This window comes from Lujinxingia vulgaris, from assembly GCF_007997005.1.
In the GTDB taxonomy this organism is placed as follows: domain Bacteria; phylum Myxococcota_A; class Bradymonadia; order Bradymonadales; family Bradymonadaceae; genus Lujinxingia.
Map to the genome: position 1 here is coordinate 72,460 of NZ_VOSL01000055.1, position 20,617 is coordinate 93,076.

At 64.9% G+C, this 20,617-nt stretch carries 15 protein-coding genes; 11 read left to right on the forward strand and 4 right to left on the reverse strand.

Annotated features, from left to right (window positions below; all coding sequences use genetic code 11):
- Nucleotides 1-184 precede the first annotated feature (184 nt).
- The 4 genes from FRC96_RS14200 (at nucleotide 185) to FRC96_RS14215 (ending at nucleotide 8,555) form a co-directional block, all read left to right on the forward strand.
- Nucleotides 185-1,927 carry an OmpA family protein gene (locus FRC96_RS14200; protein WP_230470265.1) on the forward strand — a complete coding sequence of 581 codons (1,743 nt, stop codon included), beginning with the start codon at nucleotides 185-187 and terminating at the stop codon, nucleotides 1,925-1,927.
- A 288-nt stretch (nucleotides 1,928-2,215) separates the two neighbouring features.
- A complete protein-coding gene (locus tag FRC96_RS14205; protein WP_230470266.1) occupies nucleotides 2,216-5,917 on the forward strand; it encodes an Ig-like domain-containing protein in 3,702 nt (1,233 codons plus the stop codon).
- A 334-nt stretch (nucleotides 5,918-6,251) separates the two neighbouring features.
- Nucleotides 6,252-7,055 (forward strand): hypothetical protein, encoded by an 804-nt coding sequence (locus tag FRC96_RS22200; protein WP_230470267.1) that lies wholly within the window; start codon nucleotides 6,252-6,254, stop codon nucleotides 7,053-7,055.
- Between the two features lie 234 nt (nucleotides 7,056-7,289).
- A complete protein-coding gene (locus FRC96_RS14215) occupies nucleotides 7,290-8,555 on the forward strand; it encodes a hypothetical protein (RefSeq protein ID WP_146975310.1) in 1,266 nt (421 codons plus the stop codon).
- Between the two features lie 94 nt (nucleotides 8,556-8,649).
- Here FRC96_RS14215 and FRC96_RS14220 read toward each other — a convergent pair whose 3' ends face one another.
- Nucleotides 8,650-9,894, reverse strand: a complete 1,245-nt coding sequence (locus FRC96_RS14220) for an NAD(P)/FAD-dependent oxidoreductase (RefSeq protein WP_146975312.1) — start codon at nucleotides 9,892-9,894, stop codon at nucleotides 8,650-8,652.
- Between the two features lie 568 nt (nucleotides 9,895-10,462).
- On the opposite strand from FRC96_RS14220, the gene FRC96_RS14225 reads away from it, so the two are divergent.
- The 3 genes from FRC96_RS14225 (at nucleotide 10,463) to proB (ending at nucleotide 15,643) form a co-directional block, all read left to right on the forward strand.
- Nucleotides 10,463-13,417, forward strand: a complete 2,955-nt coding sequence (locus FRC96_RS14225; RefSeq protein WP_146975314.1) for a vitamin B12-dependent ribonucleotide reductase — start codon at nucleotides 10,463-10,465, stop codon at nucleotides 13,415-13,417.
- 110 nt (nucleotides 13,418-13,527) lie between these two features.
- A complete protein-coding gene (locus tag FRC96_RS22205) occupies nucleotides 13,528-14,502 on the forward strand; it encodes a hypothetical protein (RefSeq protein WP_230470268.1) in 975 nt (324 codons plus the stop codon).
- 4 nt (nucleotides 14,503-14,506) lie between these two features.
- Nucleotides 14,507-15,643, forward strand: coding sequence for a glutamate 5-kinase (gene proB, locus FRC96_RS14230; RefSeq protein ID WP_230470269.1), 1,137 nt, complete (start codon nucleotides 14,507-14,509; stop codon nucleotides 15,641-15,643).
- 29 nt (nucleotides 15,644-15,672) lie between these two features.
- On the opposite strand, the gene FRC96_RS14235 is transcribed toward proB, so the two are convergent.
- From FRC96_RS14235 to FRC96_RS14245, 3 genes are all read right to left on the reverse strand, one after another.
- On the reverse strand, nucleotides 15,673-16,050 hold the full coding sequence (locus FRC96_RS14235) for a hypothetical protein (RefSeq protein ID WP_146975317.1): 378 nt from the start codon (nucleotides 16,048-16,050) through the stop codon (nucleotides 15,673-15,675).
- Nucleotides 16,051-16,169: 119 nt separating this feature from the next.
- Nucleotides 16,170-16,415 carry a hypothetical protein gene (locus tag FRC96_RS14240; RefSeq protein WP_146975319.1) on the reverse strand — a complete coding sequence of 82 codons (246 nt, stop codon included), beginning with the start codon at nucleotides 16,413-16,415 and terminating at the stop codon, nucleotides 16,170-16,172.
- A gap of 120 nt (nucleotides 16,416-16,535) precedes the next feature.
- A complete protein-coding gene (locus FRC96_RS14245) occupies nucleotides 16,536-16,901 on the reverse strand; it encodes a TraR/DksA family transcriptional regulator (RefSeq protein ID WP_115607201.1) in 366 nt (121 codons plus the stop codon).
- Nucleotides 16,902-17,386: 485 nt separating this feature from the next.
- On the opposite strand from FRC96_RS14245, the gene pilM reads away from it, so the two are divergent.
- The 4 genes from pilM to FRC96_RS14265 all read left to right on the forward strand — a co-directional run bounded on the left by pilM (nucleotide 17,387) and on the right by FRC96_RS14265 (nucleotide 20,590).
- Entirely contained in the window at nucleotides 17,387-18,454 is a 1,068-nt protein-coding gene (pilM, locus tag FRC96_RS14250; RefSeq protein WP_230467484.1) for a type IV pilus assembly protein PilM, read from the forward strand.
- Entirely contained in the window at nucleotides 18,451-19,119 is a 669-nt protein-coding gene (locus FRC96_RS14255; protein WP_146975320.1) for a PilN domain-containing protein, read from the forward strand. The genes pilM and FRC96_RS14255 overlap by 4 nt, the downstream gene beginning before the upstream one ends.
- 40 nt (nucleotides 19,120-19,159) lie before the next feature.
- Nucleotides 19,160-19,732 carry a type 4a pilus biogenesis protein PilO gene (locus FRC96_RS14260; RefSeq protein WP_230470270.1) on the forward strand — a complete coding sequence of 191 codons (573 nt, stop codon included), beginning with the start codon at nucleotides 19,160-19,162 and terminating at the stop codon, nucleotides 19,730-19,732.
- Between the two features lie 63 nt (nucleotides 19,733-19,795).
- A complete protein-coding gene (locus FRC96_RS14265; RefSeq protein ID WP_230470274.1) occupies nucleotides 19,796-20,590 on the forward strand; it encodes a pilus assembly protein PilP in 795 nt (264 codons plus the stop codon).
- The last annotated feature ends 27 nt before the right edge of the window (nucleotides 20,591-20,617 follow it).

Here is a 20,617-nt window from a genome sequence, read left to right on the forward strand (position 1 = left end):
AGCTAACGCGGGCACCAGGGGCGTGCTACCAGGAGATTTCTCGCGTCTGGCCCGATCGGGTGGTATCCGGGAGATCTGAAGTTGAAATTTCGTCTCGTTTTGTTACAATTCTTTGCAAGTCTCGACCAGCCTGGTGTACGTGATCGAGGGGTTGCAATGGCTGTACTGCTCAATGGAGAGGATCATGGTGCGTAGTCGTAATGAAGTTCGTGGACTTTGGGGGGCGGCGCTTGCGCTCTTGCTTTTGATGCCGCAGGCTGCCTCGGCGCAGGGCTTTGAGTTGCAGCAGTTCAACCCGATGCCCAACCCCTCGGGCAACCTGTTTAGCACCTCGTCGGCGGATGTCGGCGAGCACCTGGACTGGTCGGCGGTGGCCATCTTTAATTACAGCAACGATCCGCTGGTGCTGCGCAACAGCGACGGCGATCGAATTGACAGTGTGGTCTCCGACCACGCCACGACCCATCTTCTGGTGTCGCTGGCGCTGCTGGATCGATTTGAGCTGGGTCTGGATCTTCCCTTTGTGGTCTGGCAGCGAGGCAGCGGTGTGCCCGGCGGGGAGCAGGCTCCGGGCGAGGGTGGTTTCGGAGTGGGGGATATCCGGGTGGTGCCCAAGGTGCAGATCTTCTCGACTCGGGAGAGCGCTGAAGATAACGGCGTGGCGTTGGCCGCGCTGGCCGACGTGTACATCCCCACCGGAAATGAAGAGCGCCTGCAGGGCGGCGACTTCCGCGTGGGGCCGCGTCTGGCGTTTGACGCCATCGTGGGTGGACCGCGCATCGCGGCCAACGTGGGCTACCTCTACCGCCCCGGGACGTCGTACGAGAACCTGACCATCGACGACACCCTGGGCTGGAACCTGGGTGTGGAGGTGCCGATCGTCGAGGGGCTGCGCGCCACCGCCGAGGCCTACGGCAAGATCACGCCTCTGGCCGACGCCATCGTCACTGAGGACTCGCCCACCGAGATCGTGGGCGGGGCGAAGTACCAGATTGGCAACTTCTTGATGCTCGCCGGCGGTGGCGTGGGGCTTGTCAGCGGCTACGGCACGCCGGACTGGCGCGCGTTTGCCGGCCTGGGATGGGCCCCGGCGCTGAGCAGCCCGGCCCCCGAACCCGAGCCGACGCCGGAACCCGAGCCGACGCCGGAGCCCGAACCCGAGCCCGAGCCTGAATGTCGCGCAGCGAGCGTGGAGGCAGATTGCGCCGATGTTCCCGCGCCCAGCTGCGAAGACGGTCAGATCACCACCTACGTGGCGGCCTGCGAAGACGGAGCCTGCGCGTACCGAAGCTCTACGAGCACCTGCGGGGAGGGCACCGTCTGCGGCACCGATGGCGCCGGTCAGGCAGCCTGCGTGGCGAAGGCGGAGTGTGAGGCCGACGGCGACTGCGCCAACATCCCGGCCCCCACCTGCGAAGACAATATGCTGACCACTTACGCCGGGGTCTGCGTCGAGGGCAGCTGCGACTATGTCGCCAGCGAGACGGCCTGCGAAGAAGGCTTTGAGTGCGGCCTCAGCCGTGGCGTGCCGGCCTGCGTCCAGGAGACCGAGCTTGTGACCATTGATGAGGAGACCAAACGCATTGAGATCAGCGAGATCGTCTACTTTGCGACGGGCTCCGATCAGATCGAGGAGCGCTCCTTTGAGCTGCTCAACCAGGTCGCTCAGGTCCTGGAGAACAACCCCCAGGTGGAGATGGTGCGCATTGAAGGCCACACCGACAACGTCGGTCGCGCCAGCAGCAACCTGCGCCTCTCGCAAGATCGCGCGACCTCGGTACGTGAGTACCTGATCGGCCGCGGCATTGACGCCGAGCGACTGCGCGCCGAGGGCATCGGTCAGGAGCGTCCGATCGCCGACAACAGCACCGACACCGGCCGCGCGCGCAACCGCCGCGTGGAGTTCCATATCGAAGAGCGCGACTGAGTCTCGCTCTAAGTCGGCAGCCGCCACATCCGTGGCGGCTGCCGGCTACGGACAGTTGACCCATCCCAGGACATCTCGCAGGGGCCATTTATGATGTTTCGAAAACTCGCCGCAGGCCTCGGCGCCGCGGCGCTGACAAGTACGCTATTCGCCGCGCCGGCCCTTGCCAGCGCCCCCATGTTAGAGTGCCCCGGTGGTGGGTACGGAACCAGTCTGCTGTCCTCTGTGACGGGCAACCTGGATGATGGGTCGATTGAAATCTCCATCTCCGAGGTCTTTCCCTCAGGCATGAATGTACTCGGGGTGCTTTTCACCGAAGCCTGGGTCAACATCAACGGTAACGTTACCTTTGAGAATGCCCTGTCGACCTACACCCCGGAAGCGATCCCCGGGCTGACGCAGGCCACCATCGCGCCCTATTTCGCCGACGTCGACATGAGCTCGGGGCAGGGGGATATCTACTTCTGCAGTGATCCCGCCAACCAGCGGGTGCTGATCACCTGGGAGAACGTCGGATATTACGACCGCAGAACGGACAAATTAAACAGCTTCCAGATCGTGCTGCGCAACACCGCGGGCCAGTGCGAGGGAGCGGATACCTACGACGTGCAGTTTCGCTACAACCGCCTGGAGTGGACCACCGGTGACGCCAGCGACGGAAGTGGCGGGCTGGGCGGCACCCCGGCGGTCGGTGGCATTGATGCCGGCGACACCGACAACGCGGTGGCGGTGCCCGGAAGTGGCACCGCGGCGATGCTCGATCTGGTGAACCTGAGCAACACCGGGACCCCTGGCCTCTTTGAGTTTCAGGTGGCCGAGGGCCAACTTCCCACCTGCGGCGACGGTTTTGTCGATGTGTGTGAGGAGTGCGACGGCGGTCCGGGTTGCACGCCGCTTTGCACCTTCAGCGTCTGCGGCGACGGCTACCTGGATGCGGCCACCGAGCAATGCGATGGCGATCAGTTTGTGGGAGGCACCCCGAGCTGCCCGGCGGGCTACACCGGCACGCCGCTGTGCAACAACGATCCGAACAACGCCCAGGGCGATGGCACCTGCACGGTGAGCGCGGTCCCGGGCGGTTGCGTCGACATCGACGAATGTGCGCAGACTTCGGGCCTCTGCGGTGCGGGGCAATGCAATAACATCGGCGGTTCTTATGAGTGCGCCTGTGACTCGGGTTATGAGTTTGACGGCACGACCTGCGTCGATATCGACGAGTGCACCGAGAATCCGGCGATCTGCGGCCAGGGCCAGTGCAGCGACTCCGAAGGCTCCTACAGCTGCGCCTGCGATGCGGGCTTTGAGTTCGACGGCACGACCTGCGTCAACGTCGATGAATGCGCCGAAGACGCCGCGATCTGCGGTCCCGGGCAGTGTCTCGACAACGTGGGCGCCTACGACTGCGTCTGCGATGCGGGCTTTGAGTTTGACGGCACGACCTGCGTCAACATCAACGAATGCGTCGAGACGCCGGACATCTGTGGTGAAGGTCAGTGCAGCGATACCAGTGGAAGTTATGACTGCGCCTGCGACGCCGGCTACACCTTCGACGGCACCACCTGCGTTGATGTGAACGAATGCGTCGAGACGCCTGGCATCTGTGGCGAGGGCGGAACCTGCTCGAACTCCACCGGCAGCTACGCCTGCTCCTGCGCGGCGGGCTATGAGCTTGTCGACGGCGCCTGCGCCGATATCAATGAGTGCGCCGAAGACGCCTCGATCTGCGGGCCGGGCACTTGCTCCAACACCGGCGGCAGCTATGCCTGCGCCTGTGAGGCGGGCTATGCGTTCGACGGAACCAGCTGCGTCGATATCGACGAATGCGTCGAGACGCCTGGCGTCTGTGGTCCGGGTCAGTGCAACGACGCAGACGGCTCGTACAGCTGCAGCTGCGAGGAAGGCTACGCGTTTGACGGAACCAGCTGTGTCAATGTGGACGAATGCACCGAGACGCCCGGCATCTGCGGGCCGGGTCAGTGCAGCGACGCCGATGGCTCGTACAGCTGCAGCTGCGAGGAAGGTTACGCGTTCGACGGAACAAGCTGCGTCAATGTGGACGAATGCACCGAGACGCCCGGCATCTGTGGTCCGGGGCAGTGCAGCGACGCCGATGGCTCGTACAGCTGCAGCTGCGAGGAAGGCTACGCGTTCGACGGAACCAGCTGCGTCAATGTGGACGAGTGCACCGAGACGCCTGGCGTTTGTGGGCCGGGCCAGTGCAGCGACGCCGATGGCTCGTACAGCTGCAGCTGCGAGGAAGGCTACGCGTTTGACGGAACCAGCTGCGTCAATGTGGACGAATGCACCGAGACGCCCGGTATCTGCGGGCCGGGTCAGTGCAGCGACGCCGACGGCTCGTACAGCTGTGCCTGCGAGGAAGGCTATGAGTTCGATGGCGAGAGCTGCGTCAACGTCGACGAATGCGCGCTCGACACCGACACCTGCCACGCTCAGGCCAGCTGCGCCGACACCGATGGCAGCTTCAGCTGCACCTGCCTGCCGGGCTTTGTGGGCGACGGTGAGCTTTGCACCGCGCAGCTCACGATCATCGAGCCGCTGGATGAGAGTGTCACGTCTGAGAACGCCCCCACGCTCAGCGGCGTGGGTGAGCCGGGCGCTGAGGTTGCCATCTCGATCGACGGCGACGAGGTCGCCACGGTGACCGTCGACAGCAACGGCGACTGGAGCGTTACGCTGGACGAGCCGCTTGAAGATGGGCAGTACGAAATCGTGGCCGACGACGGTCGCAGCGATGACACCATCATTGTGGTGATCGACACCGTCGCTCCGGTGCTCACCGTCGACTCCCCGGAGCAGGATGTGCGCTACACCGAGTCGCCCGAGCGCGTTGAGGGGCAGGCCGAGCCGGGCGATATCATTGAGATCATTATCAACGATGAGATCGTGGGCACGACGGTCGCCGACGAGAGCGGCGCGTACAGCTTCGAGTTCGATGCGCCTCTGGATGAAGGTGTTTACGAGCTGCGTGTGACCGCCACCGACGAGGCCGGCAACATGAGTGAAGAGGTTGTCGACTTCTCGGTCGACAGCACCGACGGCGTGCAGATCGACGCGCCGGCCGAAGGCGACCTGGTGCGCACCTCCACCCCCACGCTCAGCGGCAGCGCCGAGCCGGGCGCGACTGTCACCATCCTGGTCGATGGCGAAGAGGTCGGTGAGACCGTCGCCGACGATCTGGGGCAGTGGAGCTATCAGCTTGAGGAGGCGCTTGAAGATGGCGAGTTTAGCCTCGGCGCATCGGTCGAATCGCCCTCGGGTGTGCGTGAGGACCGGGTCGAGGTGACCATCGACACCTCCACCACCGCCGTGATCATTGACGCGCCGGTTGACGGGGCGTTGACCAACGAGGCCAGCCCCGAGATCTCGGGTAGCGCGGCGCCCGGCGCTACGATCGCCATCATCATCGATGGTGATGAGGTGGCCGAAGTGGAGGCCGACGCCAACGGTCAGTGGAGCTACACCCCGGACGATGCGCTGGATGAAGGGCAACATGTCATCGAAGTCGTCGCCGAGGATGCGGGCATCCGCACCGAAGCGGAGGTCGCCATTGAGGTTGACCTCAGCGCCCCCGAGCTCACCGTCGACTCGCCGACCGAGGGTCAGGTCCTCTATGAGGATGAGCGCACGATCAGCGGCAGCGCCGAGCCGGGCGCGGTCATTGAGGTCGAACTCGACGGCGAGGTCATCGACACGGTGGTCGTCGGCGAGGATGGCCAGTGGTCGGTGAGCCTGCCGGAGGATGTTGAGCCCGGCGAGCACACCATCGAGGTCAGCGCACGCGATGAGGCCGGCAACGTCACCACCGAGGAGCGCGGCATCAACGTCGCCGAGGCGCTGCAGATGTACGGCGGTGGCGGGCTTGCCCTGGGCAGCTCCTGCGCGACGGTCCCCGGCCAGGGCCAGAGCGGTGTGCCGCTGTGGTTGCTGGCTGCGGCCGGCGTGATGGTCTGGCGGCGTCGCCGTCGCTGAAGCATGCGTCACTCGACGGGGTTGCGCCCCGTCGAGGCAAGGGCCCGAAGGGAGTCATCGTCGACCGCGAGGATGTCTCTCTTCGGGCCCTTTTGCATCAAGGGCCCTGATGAAGCCGCGATCGCCTTATGGTGCGTTGGAATTGACAGTCCAGAGAGCGCGAGCATAGTATGCGCCGCATTGGCCGCGTATTGTTCGATGTAGGGGCGAGCCTTGACGTATGTATGGCTTGCCCGGCGCGACCAAGGTTGCGGCAAGCTCGGTTCCGGAGCGGGTCCTGATGGCAGGGCATGTACCGGGTTTCCTGATGTGAATTCGAATGAAGGAGAGATTCATGAAGCGTGGAATTCAATTGTTGATCGTCGCCCTGGCGAGCGCCGGACTGGTCTTCTCGGGTTGTGATAAGCCGGCCGAAGAGCCCGCCACCACCGAAGAAGCCGCCCCCGAAGAGCCCACCGAAGAGGAAGCTGCTCCGGAGGAGGAGGCCGCTGAGGAAGAAGAGGCTGCCGAAGTCAACGAAGACATGTACGTCAACGCTGCCTTTGAAGTGACCTGCGTCAACGCGCAGATCGAAGACCCGGCGCGCGCCACCGAGATCAAAAACGAGATCTACCCGCGCTACGGCTTCACCGAAGAGAGCTTCAACGCCGCCCAGGAGCAGATGGCCGAGCGCGAGAGCGTGAAGATGGCCATTGAGACCCGCATGGAGAACTGCACCGCAGAGCTGGCCGAGTCGCTGGCCGAAGCCGGTGCCGCCGAAGGCGAAGAAGCCGCCGGTGAGGAAGCTGCAGCCGAAGAGGGCTCCGCCGCCAAGAAAGCCCCGGCCAAGCCCATGCCCGCCAAGACCGGCGCGATGAGCGGTAACTTCGGTGGTGGTGGCTTCGACGGTGCCTCCATCCGCATGATGGTCCGCCCGGACTTCAAGGTCAGCGGTCAGATCCGCGGTGATCGTGAAGGCGCTGCCTTCGCCATTCCTTTCAGCGGCGAAGTCTCCACCGATGGCAACATCTCTGCCAGCGGTGAGCGCGGCGGCGACACCGTCACCGTCACCGGTAAGCTGACCTCGTCCGGCGCCGCCGGTAAGATCGAAGGTTCGGTGCACGAGCGTGACTACAGCGTGAACTACAACGCCAACTGAGTTTGAAGGCGTGCGCGCCGAGCGCGCACGCTGCTCAGACGATGTACGAGCGTGGCAAAAAGGCCGAGGGAGTCCCCTCGGCCTTTTTGCGCTCCGGGGGGCAGTGAAGGCGTACGCGCCAAGTTGTCGCCACCTGAACAATGGGTTATGGTGGCCCGGCCTTGCGAAGGTATTAGACGACCAGATGACGCTGCCCCGGGGAGCGGAGACGGTCACGACAGGAGGCCACAAGGTATGCGCTTTTGCACCACTTGCGGGCGAAATTTCGAAGAAGCCATCGACGTGTGTCCCCACGATGGGACGCCTCTTTTTGGCATGGCCGGCGATGAGCCGGAGGCCGCACTCGAGCCCGAGAGTGGCGCCGGCGTGCCGCTGGGGGAGACCGAGAACGCGGAGAGCGCAGAACCCTCGCTGACCTCGATGGACGCCTCCGGCGATCTGTTCGGGGATGCCGAGGAAGCGTCGCAGGCGGCGGTGGAGCTGACACCGGCACCCGGTCCTCTGCCCGAGGCGGATGCGCTTGAGGACGACGACCTCGCGCTGGCCGAGGCGCCCGTGGCGAAGGAAGATGACGCGGAGCCGGAGCCGACCAAAGAGGTCGCCGCAGCGAGCGCTCCGATGGAAGATGAGCTCTTCGACGATGAGGATGGCGACGAGCCGGAGGTTGCCGCGGCGCCCGCTCTGGATGAGGCGGCGCTCTTTGGCGATGAGGAGCCTGCGGCGGAACCGGCCGCGGTGGCGCCCACGCCGGAGGTCGCTGAACCGAAGGTCGAGCCCCGCCGTGCCCCCGTGCCCACGCCTGCTCCGGTGGCCGCGCCCGCGAAGAAAGAAGGCGGCTCGAAGATCGGGATTGTGCTGGTGCTCATCATCGTGCTCGGACTCGCCGGCGGCGCGGCCTGGTACTTCACCGTGGGTCCGGGCGCTGCGACGCCTGCCTCCGGTGCGGCGCAGGCGGTGCCCGAAGCGCCGGCGGCCGACGAGCAGCCGGCGGCCATTGACGAGGCGGGTGCCGACGAGGCTCCCGCTCCGCAGGGTGAAGAAGAGGCCGGCGAACCCGGTGTGGAAGCCCCCGCCGACGAGGTGCCCGAAGATGACGAGCTCGCCGGCGAAGAGGCAGTCGAAGCTCCGGAGGAAGAGAGCGCTGAAGAGCCCGCAGAAGTTGAGCAGGCTGCACAGCCCGCCGCAGCTCCTGAGCCCGAGCCGACTCCCGAGCCTGAGCCCGAGGTGCGAGAGCGCCGGCGCCCGGTGAAGAAGGTCGAGCGTCCCGCGCCTGCTCCCGAGCCCGAGCCGACTCCCGAGCCTGAGCCCGAGGTTGTGGCGGAACCTGAGCCCGAGCCCGAGCCGGCGCGCACCATTGAGATCGCGCAGCCCGAGCCTGAGCCCGAACCCGAGCCTGAACCGGAGCCCGCAGAAGAAGAAGCGGCCGCCGATGAGGATGATGGCGAGGAGCTGACCCCGGAAGAGCAGCTCAAACTCGAGCTGGAGCGGATGCGTCAGTAAGCGCCGTACGATGTCACACAGAGAAACGCCCCCGGCCGAAGCGGCGGGGGCGTTTTTTTGTTTTGGATGGTGCGTGCAGCCGAGGCCGCGTCGCTCACGTCGCGCTGCCGTCGCCCGGGGATGTCTTCAGCGCGTCGCTCTCCAGCGCGGCCGGGCGCTGCTCCCAGTCGGGGCGAGAGGCACGGAGCGCGATCCAGTCCATCAACAGGAGCGCTTTCTGGAAGGCCTGGGGCATCAGCGCCGTGAAATAGAGGCGGTAGGCCAGCCAGGCGGCCCGTCCCTCAAAAGCGCGCCCCAAAAGGTCGAGGGCGGCGTTGGCGCGCCCCAGCGTCACAAAGTCGCCGCGATCTTCGTACACAAAGGGTCGGCGCGCGCGGCCGACCAGGTCCGCCAGCAGGTTCTGGGCGGCCTGGCGCCCGGCCTGCATCGCCACCTGCGCGTTGCGCGGCGATGTCCCGGGAAGATCCGCCGCATCACCCACGGCGTACACGCGACGATGACCTTCGACCTGCAGAGTGGGCTCGACCTTCAGGCGCCCGAGTTGGTTGACCGGGAGGCCCGATTCTGCCACCCAGGCGTGCCCGCGTCGGCCGGCCAGGTGAAAGACGTGCGCGGCGTTGATCGTGCTGCCATCGTCCAGCGTGAGGCCCTCCTCGCTCAACGCCAGGACTCGCCGCCCGGTGTGCAGTCGCACGCCGAGGTGTTTGAGATAACGCGTGGCGATCGCGCTCATCTCTTCGGAATGATCCGCCAGGACGCGATCGCGCGCCTCGATCAGTGAGACCTCCACGGGGCGGGCGAGCTCCGGGTTGCGGGCGCGCACATCCTCAATGGCGCTGGCGAGCTCTGCGCACCACTCCACTCCGTCGGTGCTGGCCCCGACCACCGCGAAGCGCCAGGGGCTCCGGTCGCCAAACTCGAAGAGCCCCGCCAGACGATCGCGGATCTCGACGGCCCGCCGAACGGAGTCCGGGGTGAGCGCGCGCTCGGCCCCCTCAAAAGCCTGCTCATCGCGTGCGGTGCCCGGCGCCAGGATCAGATAATCGAAGTCAACCTCGCCACGATCGGTCTGGAGCACCCGGCGCTTCAGATCAATGCGCTCAACGCGGGCCACCAGCACTTCGGTGCTCGCGTCAAAGGCCTCATCCAGCGGGGTAGTGATATGCCCGGGGTCGAGCTCGTCGCTGGCCACATTGTAGAGCAGGGGGCTGAAGACAAAGGAGCTCTGATCGCTGATCAGAGTGAGTTTTACGCGGCTGCGGCTAAGCAACGCGTCTTCCAGGGTGCGGGCGGCGTGGTAGCCGGCAAAGCCGCTCCCGAGCACAACGATCTTACGCATGGACGCTCCAGTCCGGTGTGGCGTGGTCAAAACCCGGTCGCTCGCCAGCCTGGCCAGCGTTTGCGCGCGCTGGCCAGGAGGGGCCGACAGTGAACCCTGTTCGTCTGCGGGGTGCAAGTCCGATCGCCGCGGGGGTTGGGGCAGTCGATACGACGATCCTCCAGCGGTGATGCGCGTCTAAGGCTCATTGATCGATACACGATCGCTGAAGGGGTGGAAAAGTGCAGCTAATTCAATACGTTAGGGTATGCTCTCGCGCCTTCAATCAAGACTTGAAGGGTGCCCCTCTAAGGTCTTGAAATTTAAGAGGTTGCCCCTATATCTAGTGGCATAGCCCGAGGTGGGTATACAAGATGTTGGGGCATCGAGGTGAATAAGTCGTTTGACAGAGGGATCACGGTTGATAGAGTCAGCAGCCGCTTCAGCGTGGTGAGCAGGTCCGAGTTGAGAGGCGTTTTTGGGATGACGCGTCGCAAAAGTTGTCGGGTCCGCTGGTCACGCAGAGCGCTGTTGTTATGTTCAGATTATTGGGGTGATAGAGACCCACCATTCGTTGGAGAGGGAAGTAATGACCACGTCGATCGAGCCGAGCCTGAGCGAGACGCCCGCCACCAAAAAGCAGTCCACCAGGAAGGTGCGGGAGTTTAAGCCCACGGGCAAAGGCCTGAAATTTAAGCGATTCTTCACCAGGGACGGTGTCCATCCTTACGATGAGGTCGAGTGGGAGAAGCGCACCGCCTCGATCGGCAGTGAGACCGGCAAGCTCGTCTTTGAACAACGCGATGTGGAGGTGCCGGCGAGCTGGTCGCAGATGGCGACCAACGTGGTGGTCTCCAAGTACTTTCGGGGGCGCCTGGGCACCGATCAGCGCGAGACGAGCATCCGTCAGCTGATCGACCGCGTGGCCAACACGATCACCGACTGGGGCATCAAAGACGGCTACTTCGCCAGCCCCGAAGACGCCGAGATCTTCCGCGCCGAGCTGACCTACCTGGTGCTTCACCAGAAGATGGCCTTCAACAGCCCGGTCTGGTTCAACGTGGGTGTGGAAGAGCGTCCGCAGGCCTCGGCGTGCTTTATCAACTCGGTAAGCGACCAGATGGAGTCGATCCTCGAGCTGGCCAAGACCGAGGGCATGCTCTTCAAATGGGGCAGCGGCACCGGCTCCAACCTCTCGCCGATTCGTTCCAGCCGCGAGCAGCTTCGTGGCGGGGGCACCGCCAGCGGCCCGGTCAGCTTTATGAAGGGCTACGACGCGTTTGCCGGCGTCATTAAGTCGGGTGGTAAGACCCGTCGCGCGGCCAAGATGGTGATGCTCGATGTCGATCACCCCGACATCCAGGAGTTTGTGACCTGCAAGGCCGACGAAGAGAAGAAGGCCTGGGCCTTGATCGAGGCTGGCTACGACGGGGGCTTCAACGTGCCCGGTGGCGCGTACGACTCGATCTTCTTCCAGAACGCCAACCACTCGGTGCGCGTGAGCGACGCCTTTATGAAGGCCGTCGAAGACGACGCGATGTGGCAGACCCACGCGGTGGTCGACGGGCGCGTGGTCGATGAGTTCCCGGCCCGTGATCTGATGAAGAAGATCGCGGACGCGGCCTGGATCTGTGGCGATCCCGGCATGCAGTACGACACCACGATCAACGACTGGCACACCTGCCCGAACACCGACCGCATCTACGGCTCGAACCCCTGCTCGGAGTACATGTTCCTCAATGACTCCGCCTGCAACCTGGCCAGCCTCAACCTGATGACCTACCGCGATGAGGCCGGTGAGTTTGATGTGGAGAGCTTTAAGGCCGCCGTCGACCTGACGATCACCGCCCAGGAGATCCTGGTCGACAACGCCGGCTACCCCACCCCGGCCATCGAGAAGAACAGCCACGCCTACCGCCCGCTGGGGCTGGGCTACGCCAACATCGGCGCGCTGCTGATGGCCCGCGGTCTTCCCTACGACTCGCCAGAGGGCCGCGCCTACGCCGGCGCGATCACCGCGCTGATGTGCGGACAGGCGTACACGCAGTCGGCGAAGATTGCCCAGACCACCGGGCCCTTTGAAGGCTACCCTATCAACGAAGAGCCGATGCTCGGCGTGATCGGCAAGCACCGCGCCGCCGTCGAAGATATCGCCCATGAGTGGTCGGCGATGAACGACTCCGATCTTCTTAAGGCCGCGCGCCAGAGCTGGGATGAGGCGCTCAAAGCCGGCAAAGAGTTCGGCTTCCGCAACAGCCAGGTCACCGTGCTGGCGCCCACCGGCACCATTGGCTTTATGATGGACTGCGACACCACCGGCATTGAGCCGGACATCGCGCTCATCAAGTACAAGAAGCTCGTGGGCGGCGGATACTTCAAGATCGTCAACCAGACCGTGCCCGAAGCGCTGGTGCGCCTGGGGTATGAGGCCAAAGAGCGCCAGGTGATCATCGACTACCTCATGGAGAACGACACCATTGAGGGGGCGCCCGAGCTCAAAGAGGAGCACCTGCCGGTCTTCGACTGCGCGTTTACGCCGGCGAACGGCACACGCTCCATCAAGCCGATGGGCCATGTGCGCATGATGGCTGCGGCGCAACCCTTCCTCTCCGGCGCGATCTCCAAGACGGTGAACCTGCCCCACGAGGCTTCTGTCGAAGACATCGCCGACTGCTACCTGGAGTCCTGGAAGTTGGGTCTTAAGGCGGTCGCCATCTACCGCGACGGCTGCAAGCGCACCCAGCCTCTCTCCACGAAGCTCGACGATTCGGCGAAGACGTCCCAGACGAGCTCGCCGGTGGCTCAGCCCGAGCCGATGGCCGCTGCGCAGCCGGTCTGGGGCTCCACCGAGAGCCGCCGCCGTCTTCCCGACGAGCGCCCCTCGATCACCCATAAGTTCTCGATCGCGGGTCACGAGGGCTACATCACCGTCGGCATGTACGAAGATGGCCAGCCCGGCGAGCTCTTCATTGTGATGAGCAAAGAGGGCTCGGTGGTCAGCGGTCTGATGGACAGCTTCGCCACCTCCATCTCGCTGGGTCTGCAGTACGGGGTGCCCCTGCAGGTGATGGTCGACAAGTTCAGCCACACCCGCTTCGAGCCCAGTGGCATCACCGCCAACCCGAAGATCCGCTTTGCGAAGTCGGTCACCGACTACATCTTCCGCTGGCTCGCCGATAAGTTTCTGGGCGACGCCGAGCGCGACCTCTACCTGACCAAGAACGCCACCGAGGCCTGGCGCCCCGGCGAGCCGCAGGTCAGCGAAGAGAGCACGAAGATCGTCTTCAACGGTGGCCAGGACGATGACGAGGAAGCGAGCGCCAGCACCGAAGGTGCCGAGAGCGGCACCGACGAGAAGGGTGAAGGCTTCGCCTCGGCCCGCGATGGTCAGGTGCTCTTTGATGCGACCACCGGCAAGAAGACCTCCAGCGTGTACACGCTGCAGGCCGACGCGCCGCCCTGCTCCGAGTGCGGCAGCATCATGGTCCGCTCCGGCGCCTGCTATAAGTGCCAGAACTGCGGCTCGACCAGCGGCTGCAGCTAAGGTCTGACGTTTGAGCGGGTCGGGGCGTCTTGCCCCGGCCCCGAAAAAGCCGCCCCGCGCCTGCGCGGGGCGGCTTTTTTTGTGGCCGCGACGTTGCTAGGCTGCGCGCGATGAGCGCGCGAGCGGTACGTACAAAGGCGTGGGGGTGTGTGGTGGGGCTTGTGGCGGTGCTCGCGCTTGGAGCGTGGGGCTGGCACCTGTGGGGCGGTGTGCGCGGCGGGCTTCCCGAGGAGCTGACCGCTCAGCCCGGGCGCGCTGGCAAGGTCGGCACGCTGCGCGCGCTGGAGGTCGGAGTCGCGGCGCGGCGGGTTGCCCGGGAGATCGCCGCGCCGCGTCTGGCCGCCTGCGATCCGGGCTGGTCCCTCGGTGAGCCGGTGGCGTTCACCTCCGCGCTGAGCTTGCGCGCTAGCCAGGGGAAGTTGGCGCGGCGCTGGGAGGAGACGCTGAACTATCGCGAGGACGCCGCCGGCCGCGGTGAGCTCGTCATCGACGCGACTTCCACCGATGTGCTCGATGTGCCGATGACCCATACCCGCCGCTGGACCTGGACCGCCGAGGAGGCGTTGGAGTGGGTGGGGCCCGGGAGCGCGGTGGAGCATCCCGTGACGAGCCCGGCGCTGGCCCGCGCGCGTCGGCAGGCGCACGGGCAGCTCGAAGCGTTGATGCGCACGCTGGCCGAGGGCTGGGCACCCACCTCCGAGTCGACGCTCACGCCGCAGCAAGGCGCCGGGTATCGGTGCGGGGAGAAGGCGGCCCTCCCCGACGAGGACTGGGCCTCGGTGCTTCGGGCGCGCGCCACGCTGCGCTCGGCCTCGGTCGAGGTGGAGCCCCGCGGGGAGGCGCGCTGTCAGGTGCTCCGCGCCGACTTGACCCTTGCTCAAGGCGGCGAACTCGATCTGAGGCTTGAAACATGCGCCCGACCCGGGCCTGATGCGGTGCGCATTGAGGCTCCCGAGAGCCGAACATCGCTTGACGTTCTGGCCGGTCAGCGCGAGCTTCGCCGGGTTGAAGCCTGGCTCGACGAACGCATCGCCGCCGGCGAGCTTGAGGCTGGCCCCGGGCTGGCCGCTGAGAATGAGGAGTAAGAGGATGTCGAAACGCTCAAGGATCACCGAGGCGGGCCATGTGGTCGTGAAGATCGGCAGCGCGATCTTCATGCGCGAGGGCGGTCGTGTGGACCGACGCACGTTTGCCGCGCTGGTCGATGACCTCGATCGCCTGATGAGCGCCGGGGTGCGCGTCACTGTGGTCACCTCCGGGGCGGTCGCGCTGGGGCGGCAGGCCCTGGGCGTCGCTCCCGGTCCCTGTGCGGTGGCCGAGCTCCAGGCGTTTGCCGCGCTGGGGCAGTCGCGTCTGATGCAGATGTGGGAGGCGGAGTTCGGTCACTACGATCGTCACGTGGCCCAGGTGCTGCTCGGGCGTCAGGATATGGCCGACCGCGGGCGCTACCTCAACGCCCGCAGCGCGCTGGAGACGCTGCATGCGTTCGGCGCGGTGCCGATCATCAACGAGAACGACACGGTCGCCACCGAGGAGCTGACCTTTGGCGATAACGATCAGCTCGCCGCGATGTGCGCCGCGCTGCTCGGGGCGGATCTTCTGGTGCTGCTCTCGGATGTGGAGGGGCTGCTCGAGGTTGAGGAGGGCGAAGATGGCGAGCGCCGCTTTGGCGCGCGCGTCGAGGAGATCGCGCTCGATGATCCGCGCGTAGACCAGTGGGCCGGACCGCCAGCCTCGGGGGTGGGGCGTGGGGGGATGGTCTCGAAGATCATGGCCGCGCGCATCGCCGCGCGCGCCGACACCCCCACCGTGATCGCGCCGGGCAAGCGCCCGGGGGTGCTCGCTGCGCTCTGGGCGCAGGAGCCGGTGGGGACCTTTTTTGATCCGGGGCAGGGCGGGGCGGTGCGCGCGCGCAAACGTTGGATCGACCACGGAGCGCGGGCTCAGGGGCGGATCGTCTGCGACGCCGGCGCGATGCGCGCGCTGCGCGAGCGCGGCGCAAGCCTGCTCCCCATCGGCGTGACGAAGGTGGAGGGGAACTTCGAGGCGGGGAGCCTGGTGGAGCTCATCGGACCCGAGGGCGAGGTGTTCGCGCGGGGGCTTGTATCTTACAGCGCCGCGCAGATCCGCGCGATCGCCGGGCTGCGCTCGGAGGCGATTGAGGAGGCGACGGGCTCAACGGTGATCGACGTCATCGTGCATCGCGACAACCTGGTGCTCACCTGAACGATGGGCCTTTTTAGGCGCCGACGTGCTCAGAGGCCAAGCAGGGAGCGGATCATATCCGGGCCGAGGTAGAGCATCACGACGGTCGACGCCATGATGATCAGCATCAAAAAGGGGTTGATGAAGTTCTCTACCCGCACCTTATCGGCGGCCACGACTTCGCTCTCGACCTTGATCTCGCAGTAAGGGCGAAAGCCGATCACCGAGACGAGCTCGGCTTCGATATGGTGGAGATCGCCGTCTTCGTCCTCATAGATCGCTTCGAGGAGGGGGCGCAGACGGGGGCCGCCGCGGCTGTCGAGCTTCTGGTCGTCGAGCCAGAGCTCGTACTGAGGCGCCAGATAGAGCCAGCGAAGCGTCCAGTCGCCGGTGACTTTAAGGGTGTGGTCGCGCCATTGAACTTCCATCGGGGGCTCCGTCAGAGGAGGGCATTCCTGGCGAGCATGCAGCGATGCCGTCCAGTGTAGCGAGCCGAACGCGGCGGGAAAAGCGGGGCGGCAAAAGAGACGCGGCCCCCGGCCGAGGTTCAGATGGCCGGCGATTCCTGCGCGATCTGCGAGGCGCCCACCAGGATGAACTTCTTATGCACGCGCAGCGCATAGGCGCAGTTCTCGGCGATGGACTGCTCGGTGTAAGGCTCTTCGCGGCAGTCGAGCACATCGGTCCAGCCGGCGACATGGTCGGGGAAGTAGACGTCGAGGCCGGTGCTCTCCACCGGGCCGACCTGGGCGGTGGATTTGGCGTCGTAAAGATAAAGGGGCTGCTTTTCCATCGGTGACATCCAGTGTGGAACAAAGCCGGCCTCCGGACCGCAGGTCAGGAGGCCGGCTCTCGTGATCAGGTGGAAGCGAGCACGTACCTGAACGAAGAGGCACGCGCATCAGAGAACGCCTTACTCAGAGTAGAGCTTCTCGCGGCGCTCCTGCTCTTCTTTGCAGGCGATGCACATGGTGGTGACCGGGCGCGCGCGCAGGCGTTGAATCGAGATGTCGTCGCCGCAGACCACGCACTCGCCAAACTCGCCCTGGTTGATGCGCTCAATGGCCAGGTCGATCTTGTCGATGAGGTAGCGCTCGCGACCGCGAAGACGCAGGCTCAAGCTCTGATCGGTCAGCGCGCTGGCCAGATCGGCCTCATCGGCCATGTCGTCTTTGGAGAGCTCGATCTCGTGCTTGATGGTGTTGGCGGCTTTATGAAGGAGGCGCTTCTTCTCGTCGTTGAGAAGCTGCCGGAATTCCTCGATATGTTCAGGACTCATGGCAAAACCCACACGCTGTCTCGGCCCGAAGACCGAAGGATTAGAGATGGTTGCGGCGGCATAAGCCTCTGGAATAGCGCCAAACGTAAGCACCGTAAAGCGACCTTCCCAGCGACCCTCGAGCGTGGTGCCGGCTCTTTTCGGGCTGGCGACTCGATTCGACGCCGTCCAAAAGAGCCTGCGAAGTGTATTCAAAACCCCGCAGAGTTCAAGGGGGCTGTCGCCCGCACCGGAGCCCCCCAACAACGCAAACCCACCAGGTTTATCCCGGGTGAGAAAAAAACTTTCGCCCCTGTCAGTCCGGGGTACAATCGCCTCAGCACGAATGCCTCATAGCTCTGGGCCGCCTCTCGCCACCGCCCGATGGTGTCGTAGGAGCGGATCGCCGGGCAGGAAGTCGGGGCCTGAAGTTGACACTGTTTTTGCGAGCGTGGCACGATGCGAGCGAATTTCTTCGAGTACAGCTTTAAGTAAGGAGCAGTCACATGGCGATGGCCAATGGACGGAACTGCATCGGTCTCGACATCGGTTCGAGCTCGGTCAAGCTGTGCGTCCTTAAAAGCACAAAACGCGGTCTGAGCTTACAGGCTTTTGATTACGCGCAGCTCCCGCCGGAGACGATCGTCGACGGCGCGCTGATGAACTCGACGGTCGTCGCCGACGCCATCGTGGAGCTTCTGGGGCGCAATAAGATTCGGCATAAAGAGTGCGCGCTGAGCGTCTCGGGCAACACGGTCATCGTCAAAAAGATCCGTCTGCCGCTGATGACTCAGGAAGAGCTCGAGGAGTCGATCCAGTGGGAGGCCGAGCAGCATATCGCCTTCAACATTCAGGACGTCTTCATCGGCTTTGAGGTCGTCGCACCCAAGACCGATCAGGGGCAGATGGATGTGGTGCTGGTCGCGGCCAAAAAAGACATGATCAACGACTACGTGGCCGTCTGCCACGACGGGGGCCTGGAGCCGCTGGTGGTCGATGTCGACGCCTTCGCGCTGCAGAACATGTACGAGGTCAACTACGGCTTCCACCGCGGTGAGACGGTGGTGCTGCTCGATATCGGAAACTCGGTGGTGACGATGAACGTGGTCACCGACGGGATCACGATGTTCACCCGCGATCTCTCGATCGGCGGGAGCGACATCACCGAGGAGATCCAGCGCCAGCTCAACATCACCTATCAGGAAGCCGAACTCTACAAGATGGGCGGAAGCCCCGGGATGAGCTCCGACGAGGTTCTGCCTCAGGAGGTCGAGAGCATCATCCAGGATAAGGCCGAGGATATGGCCCATGAGATTCAGCGTTCGCTGGATTTCTACGCGGCCACCGCCGCCGACTCCAAGATCGATAAGATCGTGGTCAGCGGCGGCACCGCCGCGATCCCCTCGCTGGTGCGAACCATCGGGCGGATCAGCGGGGTGCCCACCGAGCTGGCCAACCCCTTTCGCAACGTCTCCTACGACGAGCGGCAGTTTACCCCGGACCAGATCCAGCGTTGGGCGCCGATCGCGGCGGTCAGCGTGGGCCTGGCACTGCGGAGGATTAACGAGAGATGATTCGCGTAAACCTCTTACCGATAAAGCAAGCTCGCCGCCGGTCTGCCGGTCGCACCCAGCTCTTGCTCTTCGCCGGGCTGCTGATCGCCGAGCTGGCCATCCTCTTTGTCTTCTACCTGGTGGAGTCCGAGAAGTTGAACACCCGCGAGAGCGAGGTGAGCGGACTGCAGCGTGAGGTCAAGGCCCTGGAGAGCGAGGTCGCCGACGCCCGCACCCTGGAGAAGGAGGCCGAGGCGCTCAACGCCCAGCTCGCCGTGCTCAACAACCTGGAGGCCCAGCGCATCGGTCCGGTGCGTATGCTCGATGAGATCCAGGCGATGCTCAGCCCCCCGCGCAACGAAGAGGAGCGCGTGGCCCAGCTGCGCAAAGACTGGAACGTGGAGTGGGACACCCGTCGGCTGTGGGTCGAGAGCTTCTCGGAGGGCGAGGGCGCCTTTGAGCTTGAAGGCATGGCGGGCTCGGCCGACGACGTCGCGGAGTTTTTGCAGCGCATGACCACCGCGCGCCACTTCGCCAACGTGCAGCTTGAGTACGTGGAGACGGCCTCAGGCGGCGGGCGCAGCGGCGCCGGTCAGGTCCGCCTGGTCAACTTCCGCATCTTCGGCGAGCTGAGCTACCTCGGTTACGCCCCCGCCCCGGAAGCTGATGCCGAGCAGGGTAGCTGAGCACCCTACCCGCTGAACTCGCCACTGGAGGGCGATGACGATGAATGACTTAATCGACAGATTTAACGCCTACCCGCTGGGCCAGAAGGTGTTGGCGGTCTTTATCCTGATGATCGGGATCTTTGTGGGCTTCCTCACGCTGATCTACCGGCCGATGCAGGATGAGATCGCCGCCGCGGAGACGCAGCGCAGCGAGCTGCAGCGCGAGCTGGGCCGCCTCAAAGAGATCAGCGAGAGCCGCGCCGAGGTGGTCGCCCGCCTCAACGATCTGGAGCGCCAGCTGCATATCGCCCGCGAGAAGCTGCCGGTCTCCGCCGAGATCCCCAGCCTGCTGCAGCGCATTCACAACCAGGCCAAGACCGCCGGCCTGGAGATCAACCGCTTCCGGCGCAACGAAGACATCGCCAGCGAGGACTTCATCGAGATTCCGGTGGAGATGGAGCTGGTCGGGTCCTTCGATGAGGTCGCCAACTTCTTTTACTTCGTGGGTCGGATGACGCGAATCGTCAACGTCAAGGACATCAACGTCAGCCGGCAGGCAAGCGGGCTGGTCGCCGATGGTCAGCTTGAGGTGAGCGCCAAAGCCACGACCTACCGCTGGAAAGCCAACTAAGCGCCGAGCGTCCGAGACGAGCCCATCCCTTTGAGGGTGGGACGCTGAGATAAGGTGAGCAGGATGATTGAGCTTTTGAACAGATCGCGCCGCAGAGCGACCAGGCCTTCTGGCCGGCGCCTGTGGATCATCGCGGCGCTGATCGCGATCAGCGCCCCCTCGATGGTCGCCTGCGGCGGAGACGATACCGCAAGTGGGGTGCCGCCGGAGCTTCTGGAGCGGCGCAAAAAGCGCGCTGAGCGCCAGAAGCAGGCCGAGGATAGCCCGGCGGCTGAAGCCGAGCTTCAGGTCGCCGCCTTCGACCCGGCTGAGGAGTATCAGCGGCCCGATTATCCGGTGCGCCGCAATCCCTTCCAGCCCGATCTGGACGTGTTGCAGCCGGAGCCGGCCGCGGTCGATGACTCGGTGCGCCCGCTGGAGCCGCTGGAAGAGTTCCCCTTGAGCTCGCTCAACCTGGTGGCGGTCATCAGCGAGACGGCTGTGCCGCGGGCGATGTTCGTCGATCCCAACGGGCTCGGTCATTTTGTGAAAGAAGGTGATCGCATCGGCCGCAACAGCGGGGTGGTGCGCGTCATTCGAGATAATGAGGTGGAGATCCGCGAAGGCGGCGCCGACGAGAGCGGCGCGGTGGTCACGGTGCGGCTGCGCGATCAGCAGCTGCGTGTGGCCGAGAGCGGCTTGACACCGGAGGAGCGCGAGGCGCTGCAGCGTCTGCTTGAGTCTGAAGAGGGTCGTGAAGCGATTGAGCGCTCCTATCGCGACATGGCCCCGGGTGCCTCGGCCACTGAATCGGCCAACGAGAGCGCATCTGACACGCGATTTCCGGGGCTCGCCCCGCCCTCACGGCGGCAACAATGAAGAGAACAAACGTCGATGAACGACGGG